At 67.8% G+C, this 20,397-nt stretch carries 13 protein-coding genes; 3 read left to right on the forward strand and 10 right to left on the reverse strand.

Going from position 1 to position 20,397, the window contains the following annotated elements; all coding sequences use genetic code 11:
• Positions 1 to 88: 88 nt before the first annotated feature.
• Complete coding sequence (locus tag ACEN9H_RS15675) at positions 89 to 2,215, forward strand: LamG-like jellyroll fold domain-containing protein (RefSeq protein ID WP_413675587.1); 2,127 nt, start codon at positions 89 to 91, stop codon at positions 2,213 to 2,215.
• 12 nt (positions 2,216 to 2,227) lie between these two features.
• Here ACEN9H_RS15675 and ACEN9H_RS15680 read toward each other — a convergent pair whose 3' ends face one another.
• The 9 genes from ACEN9H_RS15680 to ACEN9H_RS15720 form a co-directional block, all read right to left on the reverse strand.
• Complete coding sequence (locus tag ACEN9H_RS15680; protein ID WP_413675503.1) at positions 2,228 to 2,830, reverse strand: NF038129 family PEP-CTERM protein; 603 nt, start codon at positions 2,828 to 2,830, stop codon at positions 2,228 to 2,230.
• Positions 2,831 to 2,838: 8 nt separating this feature from the next.
• Positions 2,839 to 7,569 carry a discoidin domain-containing protein gene (locus ACEN9H_RS15685; protein WP_413675504.1) on the reverse strand — a complete coding sequence of 1,577 codons (4,731 nt, stop codon included), beginning with the start codon at positions 7,567 to 7,569 and terminating at the stop codon, positions 2,839 to 2,841.
• Positions 7,570 to 7,709: 140 nt separating this feature from the next.
• The gene (locus ACEN9H_RS15690) at positions 7,710 to 8,102 is read right to left on the reverse strand and encodes a RidA family protein (RefSeq protein WP_413675588.1); all 393 of its coding nucleotides are present in this window, start codon (positions 8,100 to 8,102) and stop codon (positions 7,710 to 7,712) included.
• A complete protein-coding gene (locus ACEN9H_RS15695) occupies positions 8,102 to 9,259 on the reverse strand; it encodes an acyl-CoA dehydrogenase family protein (RefSeq protein WP_413675505.1) in 1,158 nt (385 codons plus the stop codon). The genes ACEN9H_RS15690 and ACEN9H_RS15695 overlap by 1 nt, the downstream gene beginning before the upstream one ends.
• A gap of 1 nt (position 9,260) precedes the next feature.
• A complete protein-coding gene (locus tag ACEN9H_RS15700; protein ID WP_413675506.1) occupies positions 9,261 to 10,079 on the reverse strand; it encodes an enoyl-CoA hydratase family protein in 819 nt (272 codons plus the stop codon).
• Positions 10,080 to 10,088: 9 nt separating this feature from the next.
• Positions 10,089 to 10,541 carry a MarR family winged helix-turn-helix transcriptional regulator gene (locus tag ACEN9H_RS15705; protein WP_413675507.1) on the reverse strand — a complete coding sequence of 151 codons (453 nt, stop codon included), beginning with the start codon at positions 10,539 to 10,541 and terminating at the stop codon, positions 10,089 to 10,091.
• Entirely contained in the window at positions 10,538 to 11,293 is a 756-nt protein-coding gene (locus ACEN9H_RS15710; RefSeq protein ID WP_413675508.1) for an SDR family NAD(P)-dependent oxidoreductase, read from the reverse strand. Before ACEN9H_RS15710 ends, ACEN9H_RS15705 begins: the two co-directional genes overlap by 4 nt.
• Complete coding sequence (locus tag ACEN9H_RS15715) at positions 11,293 to 13,617, reverse strand: bifunctional salicylyl-CoA 5-hydroxylase/oxidoreductase (RefSeq protein ID WP_413675509.1); 2,325 nt, start codon at positions 13,615 to 13,617, stop codon at positions 11,293 to 11,295. The genes ACEN9H_RS15710 and ACEN9H_RS15715 overlap by 1 nt, the downstream gene beginning before the upstream one ends.
• Positions 13,614 to 15,230, reverse strand: a complete 1,617-nt coding sequence (locus tag ACEN9H_RS15720; RefSeq protein WP_413675510.1) for an AMP-binding protein — start codon at positions 15,228 to 15,230, stop codon at positions 13,614 to 13,616. The genes ACEN9H_RS15715 and ACEN9H_RS15720 overlap by 4 nt, the downstream gene beginning before the upstream one ends.
• Positions 15,231 to 15,521: 291 nt before the next feature.
• Here ACEN9H_RS15720 and ACEN9H_RS15725 point away from each other — a divergent pair, with 291 nt between their 5' ends.
• Together ACEN9H_RS15725 and ACEN9H_RS15730 are read left to right on the forward strand one after the other, a co-directional pair.
• Positions 15,522 to 15,965 (forward strand): hypothetical protein, encoded by a 444-nt coding sequence (locus ACEN9H_RS15725; protein WP_413675511.1) that lies wholly within the window; start codon positions 15,522 to 15,524, stop codon positions 15,963 to 15,965.
• Positions 15,952 to 17,277, forward strand: a complete 1,326-nt coding sequence (locus ACEN9H_RS15730; protein WP_413675512.1) for a PQQ-dependent sugar dehydrogenase — start codon at positions 15,952 to 15,954, stop codon at positions 17,275 to 17,277. The genes ACEN9H_RS15725 and ACEN9H_RS15730 overlap by 14 nt, the downstream gene beginning before the upstream one ends.
• A gap of 125 nt (positions 17,278 to 17,402) precedes the next feature.
• Here ACEN9H_RS15730 and ACEN9H_RS15735 read toward each other — a convergent pair whose 3' ends face one another.
• On the reverse strand, positions 17,403 to 20,360 hold the full coding sequence (locus tag ACEN9H_RS15735) for an EAL domain-containing protein (protein ID WP_413675513.1): 2,958 nt from the start codon (positions 20,358 to 20,360) through the stop codon (positions 17,403 to 17,405).
• Positions 20,361 to 20,397 lie beyond the last annotated feature (37 nt).

A 20,397-nucleotide genomic window follows, 5' to 3' on the forward strand; every position in this document is an offset into this window, starting at 1 on the left:
CCTGACATCCGCACTGACATCCGCACTGAGCCCGGCCGACGCCCCCGACGCGGTCTCGCGCACCCTGTTGGGACGCCGCGACTTCCTGATGGGCCTCGGTGCCCTCGCGCTCGCCGGCTGCGGCGCGGGCGGCGGCGCCGAGGCACCGGCCGCGCGCACGCTCGCCACCGGCACGATGAGCGGCGCGGGTGCCGCCACCGCCTTCGTCCATCCGGGCCTGCTGCACACGCAGGCCGACTTCGACCGCATGAAGGCGAAGTATACGACGTCGCCGTGGTCGGGCAGCTGGAACCTGCTGGTCAATAATTCGCACGCCAGCCTGTCCTACACGCCGCACCCGCAGACCATCGTGTACCGCGGCTACGACGGGGTCCATCCTGAAAACTATTCGACGCTGTTCAACGACGTGGCCGCCGCGTACGCGTGCGCCGTGCGCTGGAAGATCTCGGGCGACACGGCCTATGCGGACAAGGCCGTGCAGATCATGAATGCGTGGTCGTCCACCCTCACCTCGATCCAGGGCACGACGGACGCCGCCCTCGCCGCCGGCATCTACGGCTACGAATTCGCCAACGCGGGCGAGATCGTGCGCAACTACACCGGCTGGGCCGCGGCGGATTTCGCCGCGTTCCAGGACATGATGAAGACCGTGTTCTATCCGGTCAACCACGACTTCCTCATCCGCCACAACAACACCGACGTCACGCATTACTGGGCCAACTGGGACCTGTGCCAGATGGCGTCGATCCTCGCCATCGGCGTACTGTGCGACGACCAGGGCCTGTTCGACGAAGCCGTCACCTACTTCAAGTCGGGCGCGGGCAACGGCGCCGTCGCGCAGGCCGTGTACTACGTCCACCCGGGCTTCCTCGGCCAATGGCAGGAATCGGGACGCGACCAGGGCCACAATACGCTCGGCATCGCGCTGATGGGCGCGCTGTGCGAGATGGCCTGGAGCCAGGGCGTGGACTTGTACGGCTACGACAACAACCGCTTCCTGATGGGCGCGGAATACGTGGCCAAGGCGAACCTGATCCAGTCCGGCACGACGTATTACACGGTGCCGTACGTCCCCTACAACAACGTCGACAACGTCAACCAGGCCGTCTTCTCGACGAACAGCCGGGGCAACGTGCGGCCCTGCTGGGCGCTGGTCTACAACCATTACGTGAACCGCAAGGGTCTCGCGGCGCCGTATTCGAAGATGTTCGCCCTGCAGATCCAGCCGGAAGGCGGCGGCGGCAACTACGGCTCGACGAGCGGCGGCTACGACCAGCTGGGCTACGGCACCCTCACCTGCACGCGCGACCCGGTCGCCGCCGGCGTGCCGCCCAGCGGCCTGAAAGCGCGCACCCCGGCAGGCGGCGTGGAATTATCGTGGTGGGGCAGCGCCTACGCGACGAGCTACAAGGTCAAGCGCGCCACGTCGACGAGCGGCCCCTGGGCCACCATCGCGAGCGGCATCGCGGACCTGCTGACGTACACCGACAATCCGGGCGCGGGCACCTGGTACTACGTCGTTTCCGCCATCACGCCGGCGGGCGAGACGGCCGATTCGAACCGCGCCACCGCCAAGGTCGGCAAGACGCTGCACACCTACCTGGCATGTAACGACGGCGCCGGGACGACCGTGTCCGACGCCAGCGGCCAGGGCCACGCGGGTACACTGACGGGCAGCGGCACGTGGGGCGCCGGCAAATCGGGCAGCGCGCTGGCGCTGAACGGCAGCACGGATTACGTAAGCCTGCCGGCGAACCTCGTCACGGATCTCACCGATTTCACGGTGGCCTGCTGGGTATATTGGAACGCATCACGGAATTGGGAACGCATCTTCGACTTCGGGTCGGGCACCGGCCGCTACATGTTCCTGACGCCGCGTTCGGGCAGCGGCGTCGTGCGCTTCGCCATCACCGTCGACGGCGGCAAGGGCGAGCAGGCCGTGACGGGGACGGCCGCGCTGCCGACCGCGCAGTGGGTGCACGTGGCCGTCACCCTGTCGGGACAGCTGGCCACCCTGTACGTGAACGGCACCGCGGTCGGCAGCAACGGCGCGCAATTCCTGCCGCCGTGGCAGCTGGGCGGCACGAGCCAGAACTGGATCGGCCGCTCGCAGTATGCGGGCGACCCATATTTCAATGGCCGCATCGACGAGTTCCGCATCTACCGCGGCGCGCTGGCGGCGGCGGACATCGCCGCGCTGATCGCCGCCAGCTGACCTGCCGGTCCGTCACACCCGGCGCCGGCGCGCGAGCGCCAGCGCCGACAACCCCATCGCCGCCAGCAGGTACCCCGCCGGTTCCGGCACCGCCGTCACGGCGGGATCCGTCAGCGTGCCGGCGATCGTCCCCTGCCCTTGCGCGTCCAGCGCCGGCGTCCACGTGAAATCGGCCAGCGCGCCCGTGAACGGATCATAGTGGCCGAGTGGCGCGAACGCGTCGTCGAACGCCGCCACGACGAAATGCGACACATAGCTCGTCAGCGGATCGGGCGCGCCCGCGAAGGTCAGGTCGAACGACAGGGTGCCGCCGAAGTCCACGGCGTGGAACAGGTCGTTCGACGCATCGTTGCGGAACAGGTAGCCGCCCGCGACAGGCGTCACGCCCCACGAATCGATGAACGCCGTGCTGTCGAAGCCCACCATGTTGCTGACCAGCGCGGTGGCCAGCGGCACGCCGCTGCTGGCGGACAGCTGCATGTCGACGTAGCCCGTGGCGGCGCCGAAGGTCGACGTGTCGATGGCGACGTGGATGGTCTCGGCCGACGCGGCGCCGGCGCCCGCCGCCAGCATCAGCGCGAGGGCGGAAACAAGGGATTTGAATCGGATGGTCATGGCTGTCCTCAGAAATGGGGTTGGTACAGCGCCGGCACGTAGCCGATCGCGACACGGTTCGGATTGGTGAACGTCAGCGGCACGGTGAGCGTCGCGCCCGGATTCAGCGGCCCCGCGACGGCGACGTACGGCACACCGCCCGTCGTGCCGCCCGCGTTGTCGAGCGTGACGCCGCTCGCCAGGCCATTCAGCGCGAGCCACAACGGCCCCGCCAGCGCGGTCGTGCCGGTGTTCGTGACGGTCACGCCGCCCACGTACTTGCCGGTCATGCGGTTCAGGGTCGCGCCCTGCTGGGTCATCCTGACGCTCGCGCCGACGTCCGCCGGCGCGACGTTCACGGCCAGCGTGTGCTGCGCCTCGGTGTTGCCGGCCGCGTCGACGCTCCAGTAGGCCACCGTGTGGCTGCCGGTCGTGTTCAATGCCACCGTCGTTCCGGTCTGCTGCGCGCCGCCGTCCACCGTGTAGTACGTCGCCTTCACGCTGCCGCCCGTATCCGTGGCGGACAGCGTGACCGTCACGTTCGCCGCAGGTGTCGCGCTCGTGCTCGCGGTCGTCACGGGCGGTGTCGTGTCGGCGCCATGCAGCGAACCATGCAGGCGCACTTCGGACAGGTTGCCGTACCACGTGCCGCCGTTATAGATGCGGAGGTAGCGGTACGGCGTCGGGTCGGCGACTGGGAACGATTGCCACTCGAGCGTCGAGACGGCCGGCGTGGTCAGCGTCGTCCACGTCGTATTGTCGTTCGAGCCCTGGATCACGGTGCCCTTGATGCGCGCGTAATTGCTGTCCTGGCGCGGCGCCAGTTCCACGCCCGTCAGGTTGACCTGGTTGCCGGCCTTGAAGTCGAAGGTCACGTACGCGCCCACGCCCGAGTTGTTGCTGCCGGTGCGGAAGTCCGAGATCGAACCGAGGTTGGCGTCGAACAGGCTCGTGACGACGGCCTGCGTGGTGGCCGCGGGCCGGTTCACCGTCGAATCGATCAGGGTGGCGACGGTCGGCACGTTGCGGATCGTGTCCGCCTCGTCCACCAGCGTCAGTGCGGTATTGTCGGTGGTCGCCGTGCTCGTGAAGCCGGGCTGGCCGTTGGCCTGCGTGTAGCCGATGGCGAATTTGACCGCACCCGCCGCCACGCCCTGGGGCAAGGTCGCCGTGGCCGTGAAGTTGATGTTGTCGGTCGTCGTCACGGTGGCCGGCACGCCCTGGATCGCGACACCCACGCCGCTGATCGCCTCTTTCGCCGTGAACGCCAGCTTGACGGCATTCCCGGGCACGATGCGCGTGCGCAGCGCCTGCGCGGAACTCATCGACACGGTCGCGATCTTGTTCGACGATTCGGCGACGCCGTACAGGCGCAGTTCTTCCATGTTCCCGTACCAGTTATTGCCGTTGATGACGCGGATGTAGCGGTAAGGCTGCGGGTTCGCCACGGTCAGGGTCTGCCAGTCGGCCGTGTTCCCGGCCGCGTTGGACAGGGTCGTCCACGCCGCGTTGTCGTTCGAGCCCTGCACGACGGTGCCGTTGATGCGCGACGCGTACTGGTCCTGGCGGCCGATCACTTCCGCGCGCTGGATCGTGGCCTTGCCGCCTTCCTTGAAGTCGAACATCACCCAGCCGCCGTAGCCGCTGCCGTTGACGCGGAAGTCCGTCCCGGTGCCGAGATTGCCGTCGAACAGGGTGTTCACCGTCGCCAGCAGGTCGGTCGCGTTGCGGCCGCTGGAATCCTGCAGGCTCGTGATGGCCAGCAGGTTGCCCAGGTAGTTAGTCTGGTCCGCGATGAACAGCGACGAGCTGTCGGTCGTGAACAGCACGGGTTCCGCATCGGCGCCGGCCCCGGTCTTGTAATTCAGGGTGAACTTGACGGAGCCCGGCTGCGCGTCGCCCGGCATGACGGCGGTGGCCGTGTAGTTCACGTTGTCGGCCGTCGTCACCTGGGCCGGGACGCCCTGGATCGTCGCGGCCACGGCGTTGATCGGGGCCGTCGCCTGGAAGTTCAGCTTGACCGTATTGCCCGGCACGATGCGCTTCCTGAGCGCCTGCTCGGACCCGATCGACACGGACGACAGCAGGTTGACCGTCTCGTGGCGCGTGCCGAAGATCCGGAATTCGCCCATCTCGAACATGGAGCTCGACGGCTGGATCATCTGCACCTTGAAGAAGCGGTACTGCTGGTCCTTGAGGTCGTCGCCGACGGCCAGGGTCTGCATGTCCTCCGTCACGACGGTCATTCCCGGCGTCAGGCGGACCCAGTTCTCGTTGTCGTTCGAACCGAAGGCGACGACGCCGCCGCCCCGCTCGGGGAAGGACGTACGCGCCTGGATGCCGAAGGCGGTGGCATTGACCTTGTAGCCCGGGCCGAAGTCGAAGTAATAGGTGAGGTTCTGGGCCAGGTAATAGCCGACGAACGAATCGGGCGTGCCGTCCAGGGCATTCGGCACCTGCGTGTCGAACGTGGACGAGACGAACATGTTCGCGTAGTTCATGCTGCCGTCGGCGAGCAGCGGCGTCAGCTCGGAGAGTCCCTTCAACGCCGCCTGCAGCGCGCCGAGCTTCTGGTAGAACTGGTCGTCGGTGGCCGTCGTCACCGCGCTGGCGGCGTCGGCGTAGGCCGCGTTGTAGGCGGCGAGGCTCGGGGTCGTGTACAGCGTGTCGGGCTTGTACCCGGCCGTCACCGCGGCGACGGCGGACTGGCGGTCCGCGCCGACGACGACCTGCACGGCCTTCGACGTGACGACCGTGCCGTCGGTCGTCGTGACGATGAAGCTGTAGGTGCCGGCCTGCGTCGGCACCCACGCGAAGGCGCCCGTCTTCGTGTCGAACTGGGCGCCGGGCGGCAGGTGGTCGATCGTGTACGTCAGGACGTCGGTGGCCGTGGCGTCCGTCGCCGCGAAGCTGTACGACACGGTCGCGGTGGAGCCGGCGTTCGTGTACAGGCTCAGGTCCGCGTCGCCGCTCGTGAACACGGGCGGCGTGATCGAGGCGCCCGGGTTGACGTTGATGTGGTCGATGTCGACCGTCGTGCCGGCGCCCTTGACGGTGAGGGGCAGGTAGTCGCCCAGGCCCTGGTACTGGCCGAATGCATAGCTCAGGTAGCGCCACTGGCCCTGCGTGTCCGGCAGCAGGATGGTGTCGCCGAAAGCGTCCATCGATGCTTCGCCGTTGGTGCGCACGCGGAATGCCACGCTGCGCGTCCCGTTGCCGTAGCCGACGACGGCCAGCCTGCTGCCCGCTCCCGTGGCCGCGACGCGGATGAACGACGCGGTGTCGTCCTGCATCGCGGTCCCGAACCCGTCGAGCGACGTGAAACGGTCTTCCACTTCGCGCAGCGGATCGACGATGGGCTTGACCAGGAATTGCGTGCCCTCGCTTTCCGCCGCGGGCGGCATGAAGAGCCAGAAGTCGCCGCCGCCATCCACGCCGTCCCAGTTGTAGACCGTGCGGTCGGCGAACATGCGGGTGTAGTTGGGCGCGCGCTGGTTCATGTCCAGTCCGCGCGTGTACTTGTAATAGTAGTACGGCTCCCACGTATTCTGCGTGAGGCGGCCCCGGTAGCCGCCCTGCAGCGTCTTGTAGACGACGGTCGGCACGCCGTTGGCGTCCGTGTGGGCTGCGGTCGGCACCCAGGGCGTGTCGTAGCCCAGCATGAAGCCGGCGAAGTACTCCGTGGCGTCGAGGATGCGGTCGTTCAGGAATTCGTACGGCCCTACGGCGTCCGGCGCCGCCGATGGCGTGCCGTTGACGGGGTCGATCTTCTGGTTCTGCGACATCAGCAGGCGCGCGAGGATGCTCATGTTCGTGACGTCGCCGGCGCCGTGCGCCTGGTCGCGTCCCATTTCCACGTGCTCCACCATCGGCGTCACGGCTTCGCCGGTCAGGTCGTTCTTCGTCACGAGACGGAACAGCTGCTTGATGGCCCCGTTCTGGCCCTGGTCGACCGCCGTCCGGTTGACCGTGAACCACTCGACGCCCTCGTTCCAGCGGGCCCGGTTGCCCGTGAAGATATAGCCGGACATGGACCCCAGCAGCGCGTACAGGTGCTGGTTCATGAAGTGGTCGGGACTGTGGTTGAACGTTTCCGTGACGGGCACGATCAGGTTGTTCGTCAGGTTCACCGTGTCCTGGTCGGTCCAGGCCAGCGCCGCAGTCTGGCACGTCGTGGTGCGCATGATGTCGGCCGCAGCCATCATCCGGCTCATGGGAATGCCCGTGTGGATGTGCGCGTCCGTGTAATACGCGTACTGGGCGGGATCCATCTGCGCCCAGATGCGGATCAGGCGCATCGCGTTGGCGCGGTAGGTCTCGTCGCCCGTCACGTAGTACAGGATGGCCTGGGTGTAGGCGGCCAGCGCGTCCGCGATGAATTTCGATTCCACGCCCTGGCTGTTGAACGCCACCACCGCCGGCTTCGTCGGATCGGCGCCACTCTGGTTCTTCGATGCCACCGTCTTCGACGCCGCGCCGGACAACAACATCATGTCGAAATAGGTGTTCCACGGCTCCTTCTGCGCCTGCACTTGCGCGCGCATGTTCTCCAGCACCTCCTTCGTGAGGCCGACGCCGGGATGCCTGAAGCCGTTCGCGTCGGTGAACTCGTCGATGGCGGGCTGGTAGCTCGTGAGGATGGTCTGGATCGTGTCGGCCGCGACGGCGTCGTGCGCGGCGGGCAGCAGGCTCGCGACGGCGAGCGACACCGCCAGCGCCGCTGCCCGCAACATGGGCGTGCGGGTACGGGATTTACGCATTGTAGTCTCCTGTTCGGTATTGTTTTTTCGGGATCCCCGACAACATAGATGTTATCGATACCCCGCGAGGAGTCTAGCACGCGTAAACCAGTGTAAAACCTGTCATTCCGAAATATTTGTGATCGATACCAGAATCGGTATCAGTCCGGCACGACCGCTGTCGCCTCGATTTCCACGCGGGCGCGGTCCTCGACCAGCGCGCGCACTTCGACGGCCGTCATGGCCGGATAATGGGCGCCGATGATGTCTCGATAGACGGCGCCCAGGGCGCTGCCGGCGGCCAGGTATTCGCGCCGGTCGACCACATACCACGTCATGCGCACGATGTGTTCCGGCCGCGCCCCCGCCGCGCGCAACACCTCGACGATGTTGCGCAGCGCCTGGCCGGCCTGCGCGCTGAAATCGTCGCTGGCGAACCGGCCGTCCGCGTTCCAGCCGATCATTCCGCTCACGAACACAAGGCGGCCGCGCGCCGCGATGCCGTTCGCGTACCCGCGCGGGCGCGGCCAGCCGGGTGGTTGCAGTATCTCCATCATCGTTCTTCCTTTGCCGCGCGCAGCAGTTCGCGCGCGATGATCAGTTGCTGGACTTCGGTGGCGCCCTCGTAGATGCGCAGCGCGCGGATCTCGCGATACAGCCGCTCGGCCGGATGGCCGCTCGTGACGCCGAGGCCGCCGAACATCTGCACCGCCGCGTCGATGACCTGCTGCGCCGACTCGGTCGCCGTCATCTTCGCCATCGCCGCTTCCTTCGTCACCTTGCCGCCGCGGTCGCGCTGCCACGCCGCCCGGTACGTCAGCAGCGCGCTCGCGTCGATGTGCGTCGCCATCTGCGCGAGCTTCGCCTGCGTCAGCTGGAAATCCGCGAGCGTCTGGCCGAACATCCGCCGCTGCGTCGCATGGGCGAGCGCGTCGTCGAACGCGCGGCGCGCAAACCCGAGGGCGGCCGCCGCGACGGACGTGCGGAACACGTCCAGCGTCGCCATCGCCACCTTGAAGCCCTGCCCGGCCGCGCCGATGCGCTGCGCCGCGGGCACCCGGCAACCCTCGAACCGCAGCCGGGCCAGCGGGTGCGGCGCGATGACGGCCAGCCGTTCCGCGATCGTGAAGCCCGGCGTGCCCGCATCGACGACGAACGCGCCGATGCCGCGCGCGCCCGGCGCTTCGCCCGTGCGCGCGAACACGACGTAGAAGTCCGCGATACCGCCATTGGAAATCCACGTCTTGTCGCCGTCGAGGACGTACGCATCGCCCTCAAGCCGCGCCGTGCAGCGCAGCGCGGCCACGTCGGAACCGGCGTCCGGCTCGGACAGCGCAAAGGCCGCGATGGCCTCCCCGCGGGCCACGCGCGGCAGGTAGCGTTCGCGCTGGGCCTCCGTCCCGAACAGGCTGAGCGCGCCCGATCCCAGGCCCTGCATGGCGAACGCGAAGTCGGCCAGGCCGTTGTGGCGCGCCAGCGTCTCGCGGATCAGGCAGAGCGCGCGCGTGTCGATGGGAGCATCGGCGCCGCCGATCGCGTGGCGCAGCCAGCCGCCTTCGCCCAGCATCCGCACGAGGCGGCGACAATCGGCATCGACGTCCGTGCCGTGCAGGTCGCGCACGTGCGCGGCGGCCCATACGTCCAGCGCCTCTTCCAGGTCGACGTGCCGCCCGTCGAAGAACGGCCAGTCGAGATAGGACTTGTCCGCCATGTCAGTCTCCTTCGAAGCGGGGCGCGGTCTTCGCGACGAACGCGTCGTAGGCGCGCCTGAAGTCGCCGGTCGCCATGCAGATCGCCTGCGCCTGCGCCTCGGCCTCGAGGGCTTCCGCGAGCCCCATCGTCCATTCCTGCTGCAGCATCTTCTTCGTCATCCCGTGCGCGAACGTCGGCCCCTCGGCGAGGCCGCGCGCGAGCCGCTGCGCCTCGCCCCTCACCTCGTCCGGCGCGCACAGGCCGTTATAAAAACCCCAGCGCTCGCCCTCCTCGGCCGACATCGCCCGGCCCGTGTACAGCAGTTCCGCCGCCCGTCCCTGGCCGATGAGGCGCGGCAGGATGGCACACGCCCCCATATCGCAGCCGGCCAGGCCGACCTTCGTGAACAGGAACGCGGTGCGCGCGCGGGTGCTGGCGAGCCGCAGGTCGGATGCCATCGCGAGGATCGCGCCCGCGCCCGCGCACACGCCGTCGACGGCCGCCACGATGGGCTGCGGGCAGCCGAGCATCGCCTTCACGAGGTCGCCCGTCATGCGCGTGAACGCGAGCAGGCCCGGCATGTCCAGTCGCGTGAGCGGCCCGATGATTTCGTGGACGTCGCCGCCCGAGCAGAAATTCCCGCCCGCGCCTGTCAGCACGACGGCCTTCACGTCGTCCGCGTACGCCAGCGCGCGGAACAGGTCGCGCAGCTCCGCGTACGAGTCGAACGTCAGCGGGTTCTTGCGCTCGGGGCGGTTCAGCGTGATGGTGGCGACGCCGCCGTCGGCCTCGTAGAGGAAATGTTCGGCGCGGTAGCCGGCCAGCTGCGTACGGTGCATCGTGGTCTCCTAATTCCTGTCGTTCAGTTGCCGCTTCATGGTGTCCAGCAGTGCGATCATCCTGGCCTTGTCGTCCGGGGAGACGTCGCCGAACAGGTCGGCCACCCAGCCCTGGTGCACGGCCGCCATTTGCGCGAACGCGGTGCGCCCGCGCGGCGTCAGCTTCAGCACGAACGCCCGCCCGTCCTGCGGGTCGGGCACGCGCAGGACGAGCTCTTCGCGTTCCAGCTGGTCGGCGATGCCCGTCACGTTGCCGCCCGTGACCATCATCCGCTTCGACAATTCTCCCATCCGCAAGCCGTCCGGATGGCGCTCCAGTTGCGCCATCAGGTCGAAGCGCGGCAAGGTGATGCCGAACGTGGTCCGCAGCCGGCTGCGGATCGTGTTCTCCACGCGCACCGTGCAGGACAACAACCGCAGCCACAGTTTCAGGTCGAGCGGGGCATCGTCGGCCGGCGTCACATCACCTCCCCGCCGGCCACCGCGATGGCCTGGCCGTTCAGCGCCGCCGCGCCGGGCATGCACAGCCACGCGACGGCGTGCGCCACTTCGTCCGGCCGCACGAGCCGCCCCTGCGGATTGCCGGCCGCCAGTTCCGCGCGCGCCTGGTCGGCGGTGCGCCCCGTCTTGCGGACGATATTGGCGACGGCATCCGCCACGATGTCCGTGTCCGTGAAGCCCGGGCAGACGGCGTTGACGGTGACGCCGCGCGCCGCCACCTCCAGCGCGAGCGCGCGCGTGAGGCCGACGAGGCCGTGCTTCGCCGCGCAATACGCGGCCACGTACCGGTAGCCCGTGAGGCCGGCCGTCGACGCGACGTTGACGACTCTTCCCCAGCCCGCGTCCAGCATGCCGGGCAGCGCGGCCTGCATGCAGTGATAGGCCCCGGTCAGGTTCACGTCCAGCATGCGCTGCCACAGCGCGGCGTCCGTGCGCCCGAACGGCGCCGACGCGGCCTGGCCCGCATTGTTGACGAGGATGTCCACGGCGCCAGCGCGCGCGAACGCGGCCGCGACGCCTTCCGCATCCGTCACGTCCACCGTCTGCCAGGCGGTGTCTCCGCCCAGTTCCGCCGCCGCGGCCTCCAGCACACGGGCCTCGCGCGCCATCAGCGTGACGCGCGCGCCGTGCGCCCGCAGCGCGCGCGCGATGGCGAGGCCGATGCCGCGGCTGGCACCTGTCACGACCGCGTGTCTTCCATCCAGCGTCTCCATCAGCCCTCCCCCTGGCGTTCGCGTTTCATATTCCGTTCCAGCTGCGCCTTCCCGGCCAGATACTGTTTCGGCCACGCGACCGCCGTGACGCCGATCCGCGCCGCTTCCGCCAGCGTCCACGCGGGATTCGCCAGGTGCGGCCGGCCCACCGCGCACAAGTCCGCGCGCCCGGCCGCGATGATGCTGTTCGCGTGGTCCGCTTCGTAGATCGAGCCGACCGCGATCGTCGGGATCCCGGCCTCGTTGCGGATGCGGTCCGCGAACGGCGTCTGGTACATCCGGCCGAACACGGGCTGTTCTTCCTTGCTGACCTGGCCCGACGAGCAATCGATCATGTCCGCGCCCGCCGCCTTGAACAGGCGCGCGATGTGCACGGCGTCCGCGGGCGTGATGCCGCCGTCGACCCAGTCGTGCGCCGAGATGCGCACGCTCATCGGCTTCCCGGCCGGCCACACGGCGCGCATCGCGCGGAACACGCGCAGCGGATAGCGGCAGCGGTTGTCGAGACTGCCGCCGTACTCGTCCTCGCGCCGATTCGTCAGCGGCGAAATGAACGACGACAGCAGGTAGCCGTGCGCGCAGTGCAGTTCGAGCCAGTCGAAGCCGGCAGCGTCGGCCGCGAGCGTCGCGCGCACGAAGTCCGCCTCCACGCGCGCGAGATCCGCTTCCGTCGCGGCGCGCGCGACCTGCGAGATGCCCGGCAGGTACTGCTGTTCCGATGCCGCGATCAGCGGCCAGTTGTGGTCCGGGAGCGGCTGGTCGATGCCCTCCCACATCGGGCGCGTCGATCCTTTCGGGCCGGCGTGGCCCAGCTGGATGCCGATGCGCGCATCGGTCCGGCCGTGCACGAAGTCCACGATGCGCCGCCACGCCGCCGTGTGTTCGGGCGCATACATGCCGGGGCAGGCCGGCGTGATGCGGGCGTCGGCCGACACGCACGTCATCTCGGCCATCACGAGCGCCGCCCCGCCCATTGCCCGCGCGCCCAGGTGCACGAGGTGGTAGTCGCCGGGCACGCCGTCGACGGCCGAATACTGCGCCATCGGCGAAACGACGATGCGGTTCTTCAGGAACACGTCGCGGACGCGCAGCGGCGTGAACATGGGCGGCACGTGGGTGTTCTCGGGCAGCGCCACGCCCGCCTGCGCGCACGCGCGGCGCGCGAACCAGTCCTCGAAATGCGCGACGTAGCCGGGGTCGCGCAGGCGCAGATTCTCGTGCGAGACGCGCTGGCTGCGCGTGAGCATCGCGTACGCGAACTGCTCCGCGTCCAGCGCGCCGTAGCGCTCCACGTTCTCGAACCACTCCATCGAATTGCGCGCGGCCGACTGGATCTTCAACACCTCGGCCGCGCGGCTCGCCTGGTACGCGGCCAGCGCCGCGCGCACGTCGCTGCCGTGTTCCCGCAGGCAGCGCGCCAGTTCGATCGCGTCTTCCAGCGCCAGCTTGGTGCCGGAACCGATGGAGAAGTGCGCCGTGTGGGCCGCGTCGCCCATCAGCACGATGGGCACGTCGCCATTCCAGTGCACCCACCGCTCGCACACGATGCGGGGAAACGCGATCCAGGCCGCGGCGCCACGCTGGTGGCCCGCGTTCGACAGCAGCGGATGCCCGTCCAGGTGCTCGGCGAACAGGCGCTCGCAAAAGGCAATGCCCTCTCCCTGCGCCATGTCCGCCAGGCCCGCGCGGCGCCACACGTCTTCCGGTGTCTCGACGATGAAGGTGGAGGTGTCGTCGTCGAACTGGTAGATATGGGCCTGGAACCAGCCGAACGCCGTCTCCTTGAACACGAACGTGAACGCATCGAACTTCTTTTTCGTGCCGAGCCATACGAAGCGGCAGCGGCGCGTCTCGACGGACGGCTGGAAGGTGGCCGCATGGCGCGTCCGCGTGCGGCTGTGGATGCCGTCGGCCGCGACGACGAGGTCGGCCCGGTAGCGCGCGGCGGCGGCCTCGTCGTCCTGCACGTCGGTCTCGAACACGAGTTCCACGCCCAGTTCCTCGCAACGCTGCTGCAGGATGTTCAGCAGCCGCTTGCGGCCGATGCCGCAGAAGCCGTGGCCGCCGGACGTGATGCGCTCGCTCTTGAAGAAGACGTCGATGTCGTCCCAGTGATTGAACGCCTGCAGGATGCTGCGCGCCGTCGGCTCGTCGGCCGCGACGAGGTTGGCGAGCGTCTGGTCGGAGAACACGACGCCCCATCCGAACGTGTCGTACGAGCGGTTGCGTTCGACGACGACGATGCGGTGCGCCGGGTCCTGCCGCTTCATCAGCAGGGCGACATACAGGCCGGCGGGCCCGCCGCCGATGCAGACGATGTTCATGACAGCCGCAGTTTGTAGCGCTGCAGCTTGCCCGTCTCCGTGCGCGGCAGCCTGTCGGTGAAGCGCACGGCGCGCGGATATTTGTACGGGGCGATCTGCGCCTTGACGAAGTCCTGCAAAACGCATGCCGTTTCCGGGGTCGGGTCGAACCCGGGCTTGAGCACGACGTGGGCCTCCACGATCTGGCCGCGCTCCTCGTCGGCCCGGCCCACGACGCCGCACTCGGCCACCGCCGGATGGCGCAGCAGCACCTCTTCCACTTCGGCGCCGGCGATGTTGTAGCCGGCCGAGATGATCATGTCGTCCGTGCGCGAGCGATAGTAGAAATAACCGTCCGCGTCCGTCTCGTAGCTGTCGCCCGTCAGGTTCCAGCCGTCCAGCACGTAGTCGCGCTGGCGCTCGTCGGCCAGGTAGCGGCAGCCCGTCGGGCCCTTGACGGCCAGCCGTCCGATCACGCCGGGACCGACCGGTGCGCCGTCGTCGTCGAGGATGCATGCGCGGTAGCCGGGGACGGGCTTGCCGGTCGCGCCGGGCCGGATGTCCGCGCCGCTGGCCGAGATGAAGATGTGCAGCAGCTCGGTCGCGCCGATGCCGTCGATCATGGCGATGCCGGTCGCCGTCTTCCAGGCGTCCCGCGTCGCCAGCGGCAGCGCCTCGCCGGCCGACACGCATTTCTGCAGGGAGCGCAGGTCGTAGCGCGGGACGAGGGGCGTCATCTGGCGGTAGAACGTGGGCGCCGTGAAGCAGACCGTGGCCTGGTACCGCTCGATTGCGGCGAGCAGGCCTTCCGGCGCCGGCTTTTCGAGCAGCACGCCGGCCGCGCCCACGCGCAGGGGAAACAGCAACAGCCCGCCCAGGCCGAACGTGAAGGCCAGCGGCGGCGTGCCGATGAAGACGTCGTCCGCCTGCGCGCCCAGCGTATGCCGCGGGAAGCTGTCGCAGATCGCCAGGATGTCGCGGTGGAAGTGCATCGTGCCCTTCGGGACGCCCGTCGTGCCGGACGTGAAGGCGATCAGGCACACATCGTCGGCGGCCGTGTCCACCGGTGCGAACGGCGCGGCGTGGCGGGCCATGCGCGCTTCCAGGCCGTCCGTGTCCTGGAAATACACGACGGGCGCGTGACCCGCCACCTGTTCGAGTTCGTCCGCGAGCGGCCGCGCGCACAGCACGGCGTTCACCCGCGCCCTGTCGAGGATGATGCCCAGCTCGCGCGCGCGCAGCAGCGGCATCGTCGGCACGGCCACGAGGCCGGCCTTGAACACGGCGAGGATCGCGGCCGCCATCATCGGGCAGTTGGCGCCGCGCAGCAGCACGCGGTTGCCCGGCACGAGGTTCAGGTCCGTGCGCAGGACGTGGGCGATGCGGTCGACGCGCTGCATGAGATCGGCGTAGGTCCAGGTCACCGTATCGCCCACGATGGCGGTGCGCCCGCCCCGTCCGGCGGCGACATGGCGGTCCAGTAGTTCCGCCACGCAATTCAGCCGCGCGGGATACTGGAGCGCGGGCAGGTCGAACACGAGGTCCGGCCACAGGTCGACGGGCGGAAGATGATCCCGCGCGAACGTGTCGACATGGGCCGAAGGACTTGACTCTGCAGCGGACAAGCTCGTCATGAAGCGCCCCCGGAGAAAAGATCGGTCGGTACCGGGAGATACTTTAAGCCTAAAGTATTTCGGGACGCAAGCCGGGTTGCATGGCGCACCCCCTGACAGGTTCAAGAGCAGGGCCGGACAGGCGAAGGCGATGCCTTCCTGCGCGACCTTGCCGTACGTGCTGATGTCCAGCCTCGCGACGCGGAGTTCAATATCCATGCTAGCCTTCCACTGAACCAGACCGCCCCCAAGCGGGCGCAGGATTGCGGTTTTCCAGCCGGAAGCCCGCTCATATCCCGAAGGAGCCGCGTCATGAACTCGACAACCCAAGCATCCCGATCCAGTATCACATCGGCGATATTCGATGTGCTCGACCCGATACCATTTGGTTTCTTCGTGGCCGCGCTCGTCTTCGACATCCTGTATGTCGAGACCTTCACGATCCTTTGGGTGAAAGCGGCGGCGTGGCTGGTCAGCATCGGCCTCCTGTTCGCGATCGTCCCGCAGCTTATCAATCTCGGCCGCACCTGGTTCACCAGAGGCCGGACCAAGGCGCTCGCGATCAATTTCTGGCTTCAGGTCGCCGCGATCGTGGCGGCCATCTTCAATGCCTTCGTGCACAGCCGGGATGCGTACGGCAGCATGCCCGCCGGGCTCTGGCTATCCGTCGTGACAGTGCTCGCACTCGTTATCGGCAGGATCGTCCTGGCCAGGGACAGAGTCAACTACCGGGAATACCGCCATGAACAAGCATGAGCACACGCGCCGGCACGGCCTGGTCCTGGCCGCGGCCTCGTTGCTGGCCCTCGCCGGCTGCGGCGAGAAAGCCAACCTCGCCCCCGCCCAGCAGATGGGCGAAAATCCGCCCCTGCCGCGCCCGAAGGCTTACCTGCTCCCGCCGATGAAGGTGCCGGACTTCGCCGGCTGGCAGGGCGATGCCAGGCCCCAGGTGGCGACCGGCTTGCAGATCGAGAAGATCGCCTCGGGGCTCATGCACCCGCGCCAGGTGCTGGTGCTGCCGAACCAGGACGTGCTGGTGGTGGAAGGCAACGGCCCGGGTGAGGAGGCGATCACGACGCCGAAACAGCTCATCGCCGGCAAGATCAAGAACCAGTCCGGCAAGGGGGGCAAGGGCGGCAACCGGGTCACCCTGCTGCGCCGCAAACCCGGCGGCGGCGAGTGGGACAAGTTCGTGTATATCGAAAAGCTGCACTCGCCCTTTGGTATCGCGCTGGTGGGCGACGCCCTGTATGTGGCAAACACCGGCAACATCATGAAATACCGCTACACGCCGGGCGAGACGAAGATGTCCGATCCGGGCACCGAGCTCGGCGACTTGCCCAGCACCGTCAACCACCACTGGACGAAAGCGATGGTGGCGAGCCCCGACGGCAAATACCTGTATGTTGGCAGCGGTTCGAACAGCAACGCAGGGGAAAACGGACTGGAGGTGGAATACCGGCGCGCCGCCGTGCTGGAAGTCGACGCCGCGACCGGCGCCAGCCGCGTGTTCGCCTCGGGCATCCGTAATCCGACCGGCCTGCAGTTCGAACCGCAGAGCGGAAAGCTATGGGCGATCGCCAACGAACGCGACGAGATCGGCGCGGACCTGGTGCCGGACTACCTCACCTCCGTGCGGGAGCATGGTTTTTACGGATGGCCCTACAGCTACTACGGCCAGCACGTGGACGACCGGGTCCGGCCCCAGCGCCCCGATCTCGTCAAGAAAGCCATTGTGCCGGATTACGCCCTCGGGTCGCACGTGGCGGCGCTGGGCCTGCTGTTCTACACCGGAGACGCCCTGCCGCAGTACAAGAGCGGCGCCTTCATCAGCGAGCACGGCAGTTGGGACCGCGCACCGCTGAGCGGATACAAGGTCGTCTGGGTACCTTTCGCCAACGGCATGCCGAGCGGGAAGGCCCAGGATGTCGTGACCGGCTTCCATTCCGCCGACGAGAAACATCTGTTCGGCGCGCCGGTCGGCCTCGCCCAGGACGCGGACGGCGGCCTGCTGATCGCCGACGACGTCGGCAACGTGGTATGGCGCGTGACGGGCGCCAGGCGCTGAACGCTTTGCGCCGGGGCGGCCACGCGCCATGGATGACTACGGAACGGGCTATTCGAGTATCGCACGCTGGGTCAATGGCCCTTCACCACGATCAAGCTTGAGCAGGGCATGATCGGACGGCACACTCACCGCGCCGCGCCGGCCGCGACCATGTTCTCGAATTCTTGCGCCGGCATCGGACGACCATACAAATAGCCCTGGAAGCGGTGACAGCCCAGTTCCACGAGCTTGTCGCGCTGTGCCATCGTCTCGACCCCTTCGGCGATGATCGACAGGCCCAGCGCCTGCGCCAGCGCGACCACGCTGCGCGCGATGGACGCGTCGTTGGGGTCGACCAGGATGTCGCGCACGAATGAACGGTCGATCTTGAGCTGTTCGAGCGGAAGCCGTTTCAGATAGGCCAGCGACGAATAGCCCGTGCCGAAATCGTCCAGCAGGAACCGGATACCGTGGCGCCGCAGCGCTTCCATCTTCGCGATCGTCTCCTCGACGCGTTCGATGACCATGGATTCCGTGATCTCGAGCTTGAGGCAGCGGGGATCGGCGCCGGTGTCCGCAATGACGGCGAGCGTATCGCGAACAAAATTGTCTTCCATGAGCTGGCGAATGCTGATGTTCACGGCCACCGCGAGGTGGGCGCCATGCGGCACCGTTGCCCAACGCGCCAGCTGTCGACAGGCGGCGCGCAGCACCCATGCGCCGATCGGGAGGATCAGGTCGGTACTCTCCGCGACGCCGATGAATTCGGCCGGGCCGACCAGCCCACGCTCGGGATGGCACCAGCGCAGCAGGGCTTCGGCCCCGACGATATGCCCGTCCGCGACCTGGGGCTGGTAATACATTTCGAACTGGTCGGCATCCAGCGCGTGGCGCAATTCCGCTACGAGCTGGATCCGCCGGGCAACTGCCTGCTCCATCCAGGGTTCGAACAATCGCACCAGGTTACGGCCGTCGGTTTTCGCCTGGTACATGGCGAGGTCGCCCCGCTTCATGAGCGTGTCCAGTCCCTCGTCGCGGTGCGCGCACAGTGTGACGCCGATGCTGCAGCTGGCGTGATGGGGCAGGCTGTCGATCACGTACGGCGCCGCCACGGCCGCCAGGACCTTTTCCGCCAGCACTTCCGCATGGACCCTGGCCTCGTCTTCGTCGGTGCCGATGGCATCCAGCATGACGACGAACTCGTCGCCTCCGACCCGCGCCACGGTATCGCCGTTCCTCACGCACGACGTGACACGGTGCGCGACCTGCCGCAGCAGTTCGTCGCCCGCGCTGTGGCCCCGCGTGTCGTTCAGGTCCTTGAAATCGTCGAGATCCAGGAACAGCAGGGCGCCCATCTGGGTCTCGTTGCGGGAAGCCGCGAGGCAGGACTGGATGCGTTCGAACAGCAGGCGCCGGTTTGGCAGGCCGGTCAGATCGTCGTAGTAGGCCAGGTGCTGATTCCGCGCCTGGATCTGCTTGAGTTCGGTAATGTCCGACGCGGTGCAGACGTAGTTGGCGACGTGTCCGGCCTCGTCCAGCACGGCGCTGATCGACAACAGCACCGGACATACGGTCCCGTCCTTGCGCCGGCCGAATGCGTCGCCATGCCATTTCTGCTCGACTGCGAGCGTATTCCAGAACGCGGCGTCCAGTTCACCTCCTCCCTCGGCAAGCTGGAACGGCAGCTCGAGCGCCCCCACCAGTTCATCGAGGCGATAGCCGCTCATCGCACAGAACGCGGCGTTGGCATCGATGACCGCCCGGGTCCCGTCCAGCACCAGCATCCCCTCGTGCGACTCGAACACGGTCGCCGCGATGCGTATCGACTCCTCCATGCGCTTCCTGGAAGTGATGTCGCTCGAAATGCCGCAGAGGGAGTGCGCGGCGCCGTCGCCGAGGGCCAGCGCCATTTTCGTCGACAGATAGGTGCGCTCCGCACCTGCCATCTCGATGGACTCTTCGAACACTTGCGGCCGGGTCTCCGCCATCGCTTGCAGGTCGTGCGCGCGCAACTTGGCAGCCAGCTCCGGTTCGAAGAGTGAGAAATCGTCCTTGCCGAGGATATCGTCGGCGCGCATGTCCAGCATCCGGCACATGGCCTCGTTGACGTAGCGGTAGCGGAAATCCCCGTCCTTGATATAAACGAGCGAGTCCACGCTGTCCAGGATCAGCGACAGCTTGTTCTCGGTCGCCTGCAACGCGCGCGCGCGCTGTGCCGCCTGTCGCCGGAACCACCACGCCGCCGCGCACGCGCCCAGCAGGAGCATGGCCGACAACGCGAGCAGCCAGGCCGTACGCTGGTTGATCTGTTGAGCCGGCGACTGCAACTGCCACCGCTTGAGGATCGCGAAGTAGACGGATTCAGGATCGCCCTGCCACGCGCGCAGATGCCGATCCAGGGCGTCGAGGACATCCGGACGAATGCCGGGGCGGGCTGCATAGAACAGTTGTGCCGGCTGGAACACGATGGGCGTTCCGCGCAAACCGTAGTGCTGGGATTGCATATCGCCGTAAAAATTGTTGACGGCCGCCAGGTCGGCCTTGCCGTCCTTGACGAGCTGGAACGCATGATCGAACGATGGCGCGGCGAGGAAGTGCGGCTTCAGCCCGTACGCGCCCAGCAGCGACGCCAGGAACGACGCCTGCACCGACCCCTCCAGCACGGCGATCCGCTTGTCCTGCAGGTCGACGATGGACGTCACCTTCACGCTGCCGGCGCGGTACAGTTGCGACCAGCTGAGCAGCGCGGGCACGGCGTGGAACTTGAACGTCCGCGCACGTTCCTCGGTGTAGGCGACGTCGGGCAGGACGTCGAGCTCTCCGCGCGCCAGTTTCGCGACGCAGGCTGTCCACGTGCACGGCACATAGCGTACCGTCCATCCCTCCGCGGCCGCCATCTCGTCCAGCATGTCGATCAGGATGCCGGCAGCACGACCATTGGTGTCGACGAACAGCTTGGGCGAGTTGTCGTAGACGCCGACGCGCAGCTCCGTGGGCGTTGCCGCACGTACGCAGTGACTGGCAGACAGCAGGAGCAGGAGGACGAAACATACAAGCGTGACACTGACACGGACGATGCCAGGTGGGTAGACGAAGTGCCTCAAAGACGAATTCCAGCTCAGTTGGCAAAAGTATCAGAGT

It is taken from the genome of Massilia cellulosiltytica (genome assembly GCF_047325105.1).
GTDB lineage: Bacteria > Pseudomonadota > Gammaproteobacteria > Burkholderiales > Burkholderiaceae_D > Telluria > Telluria orientalis.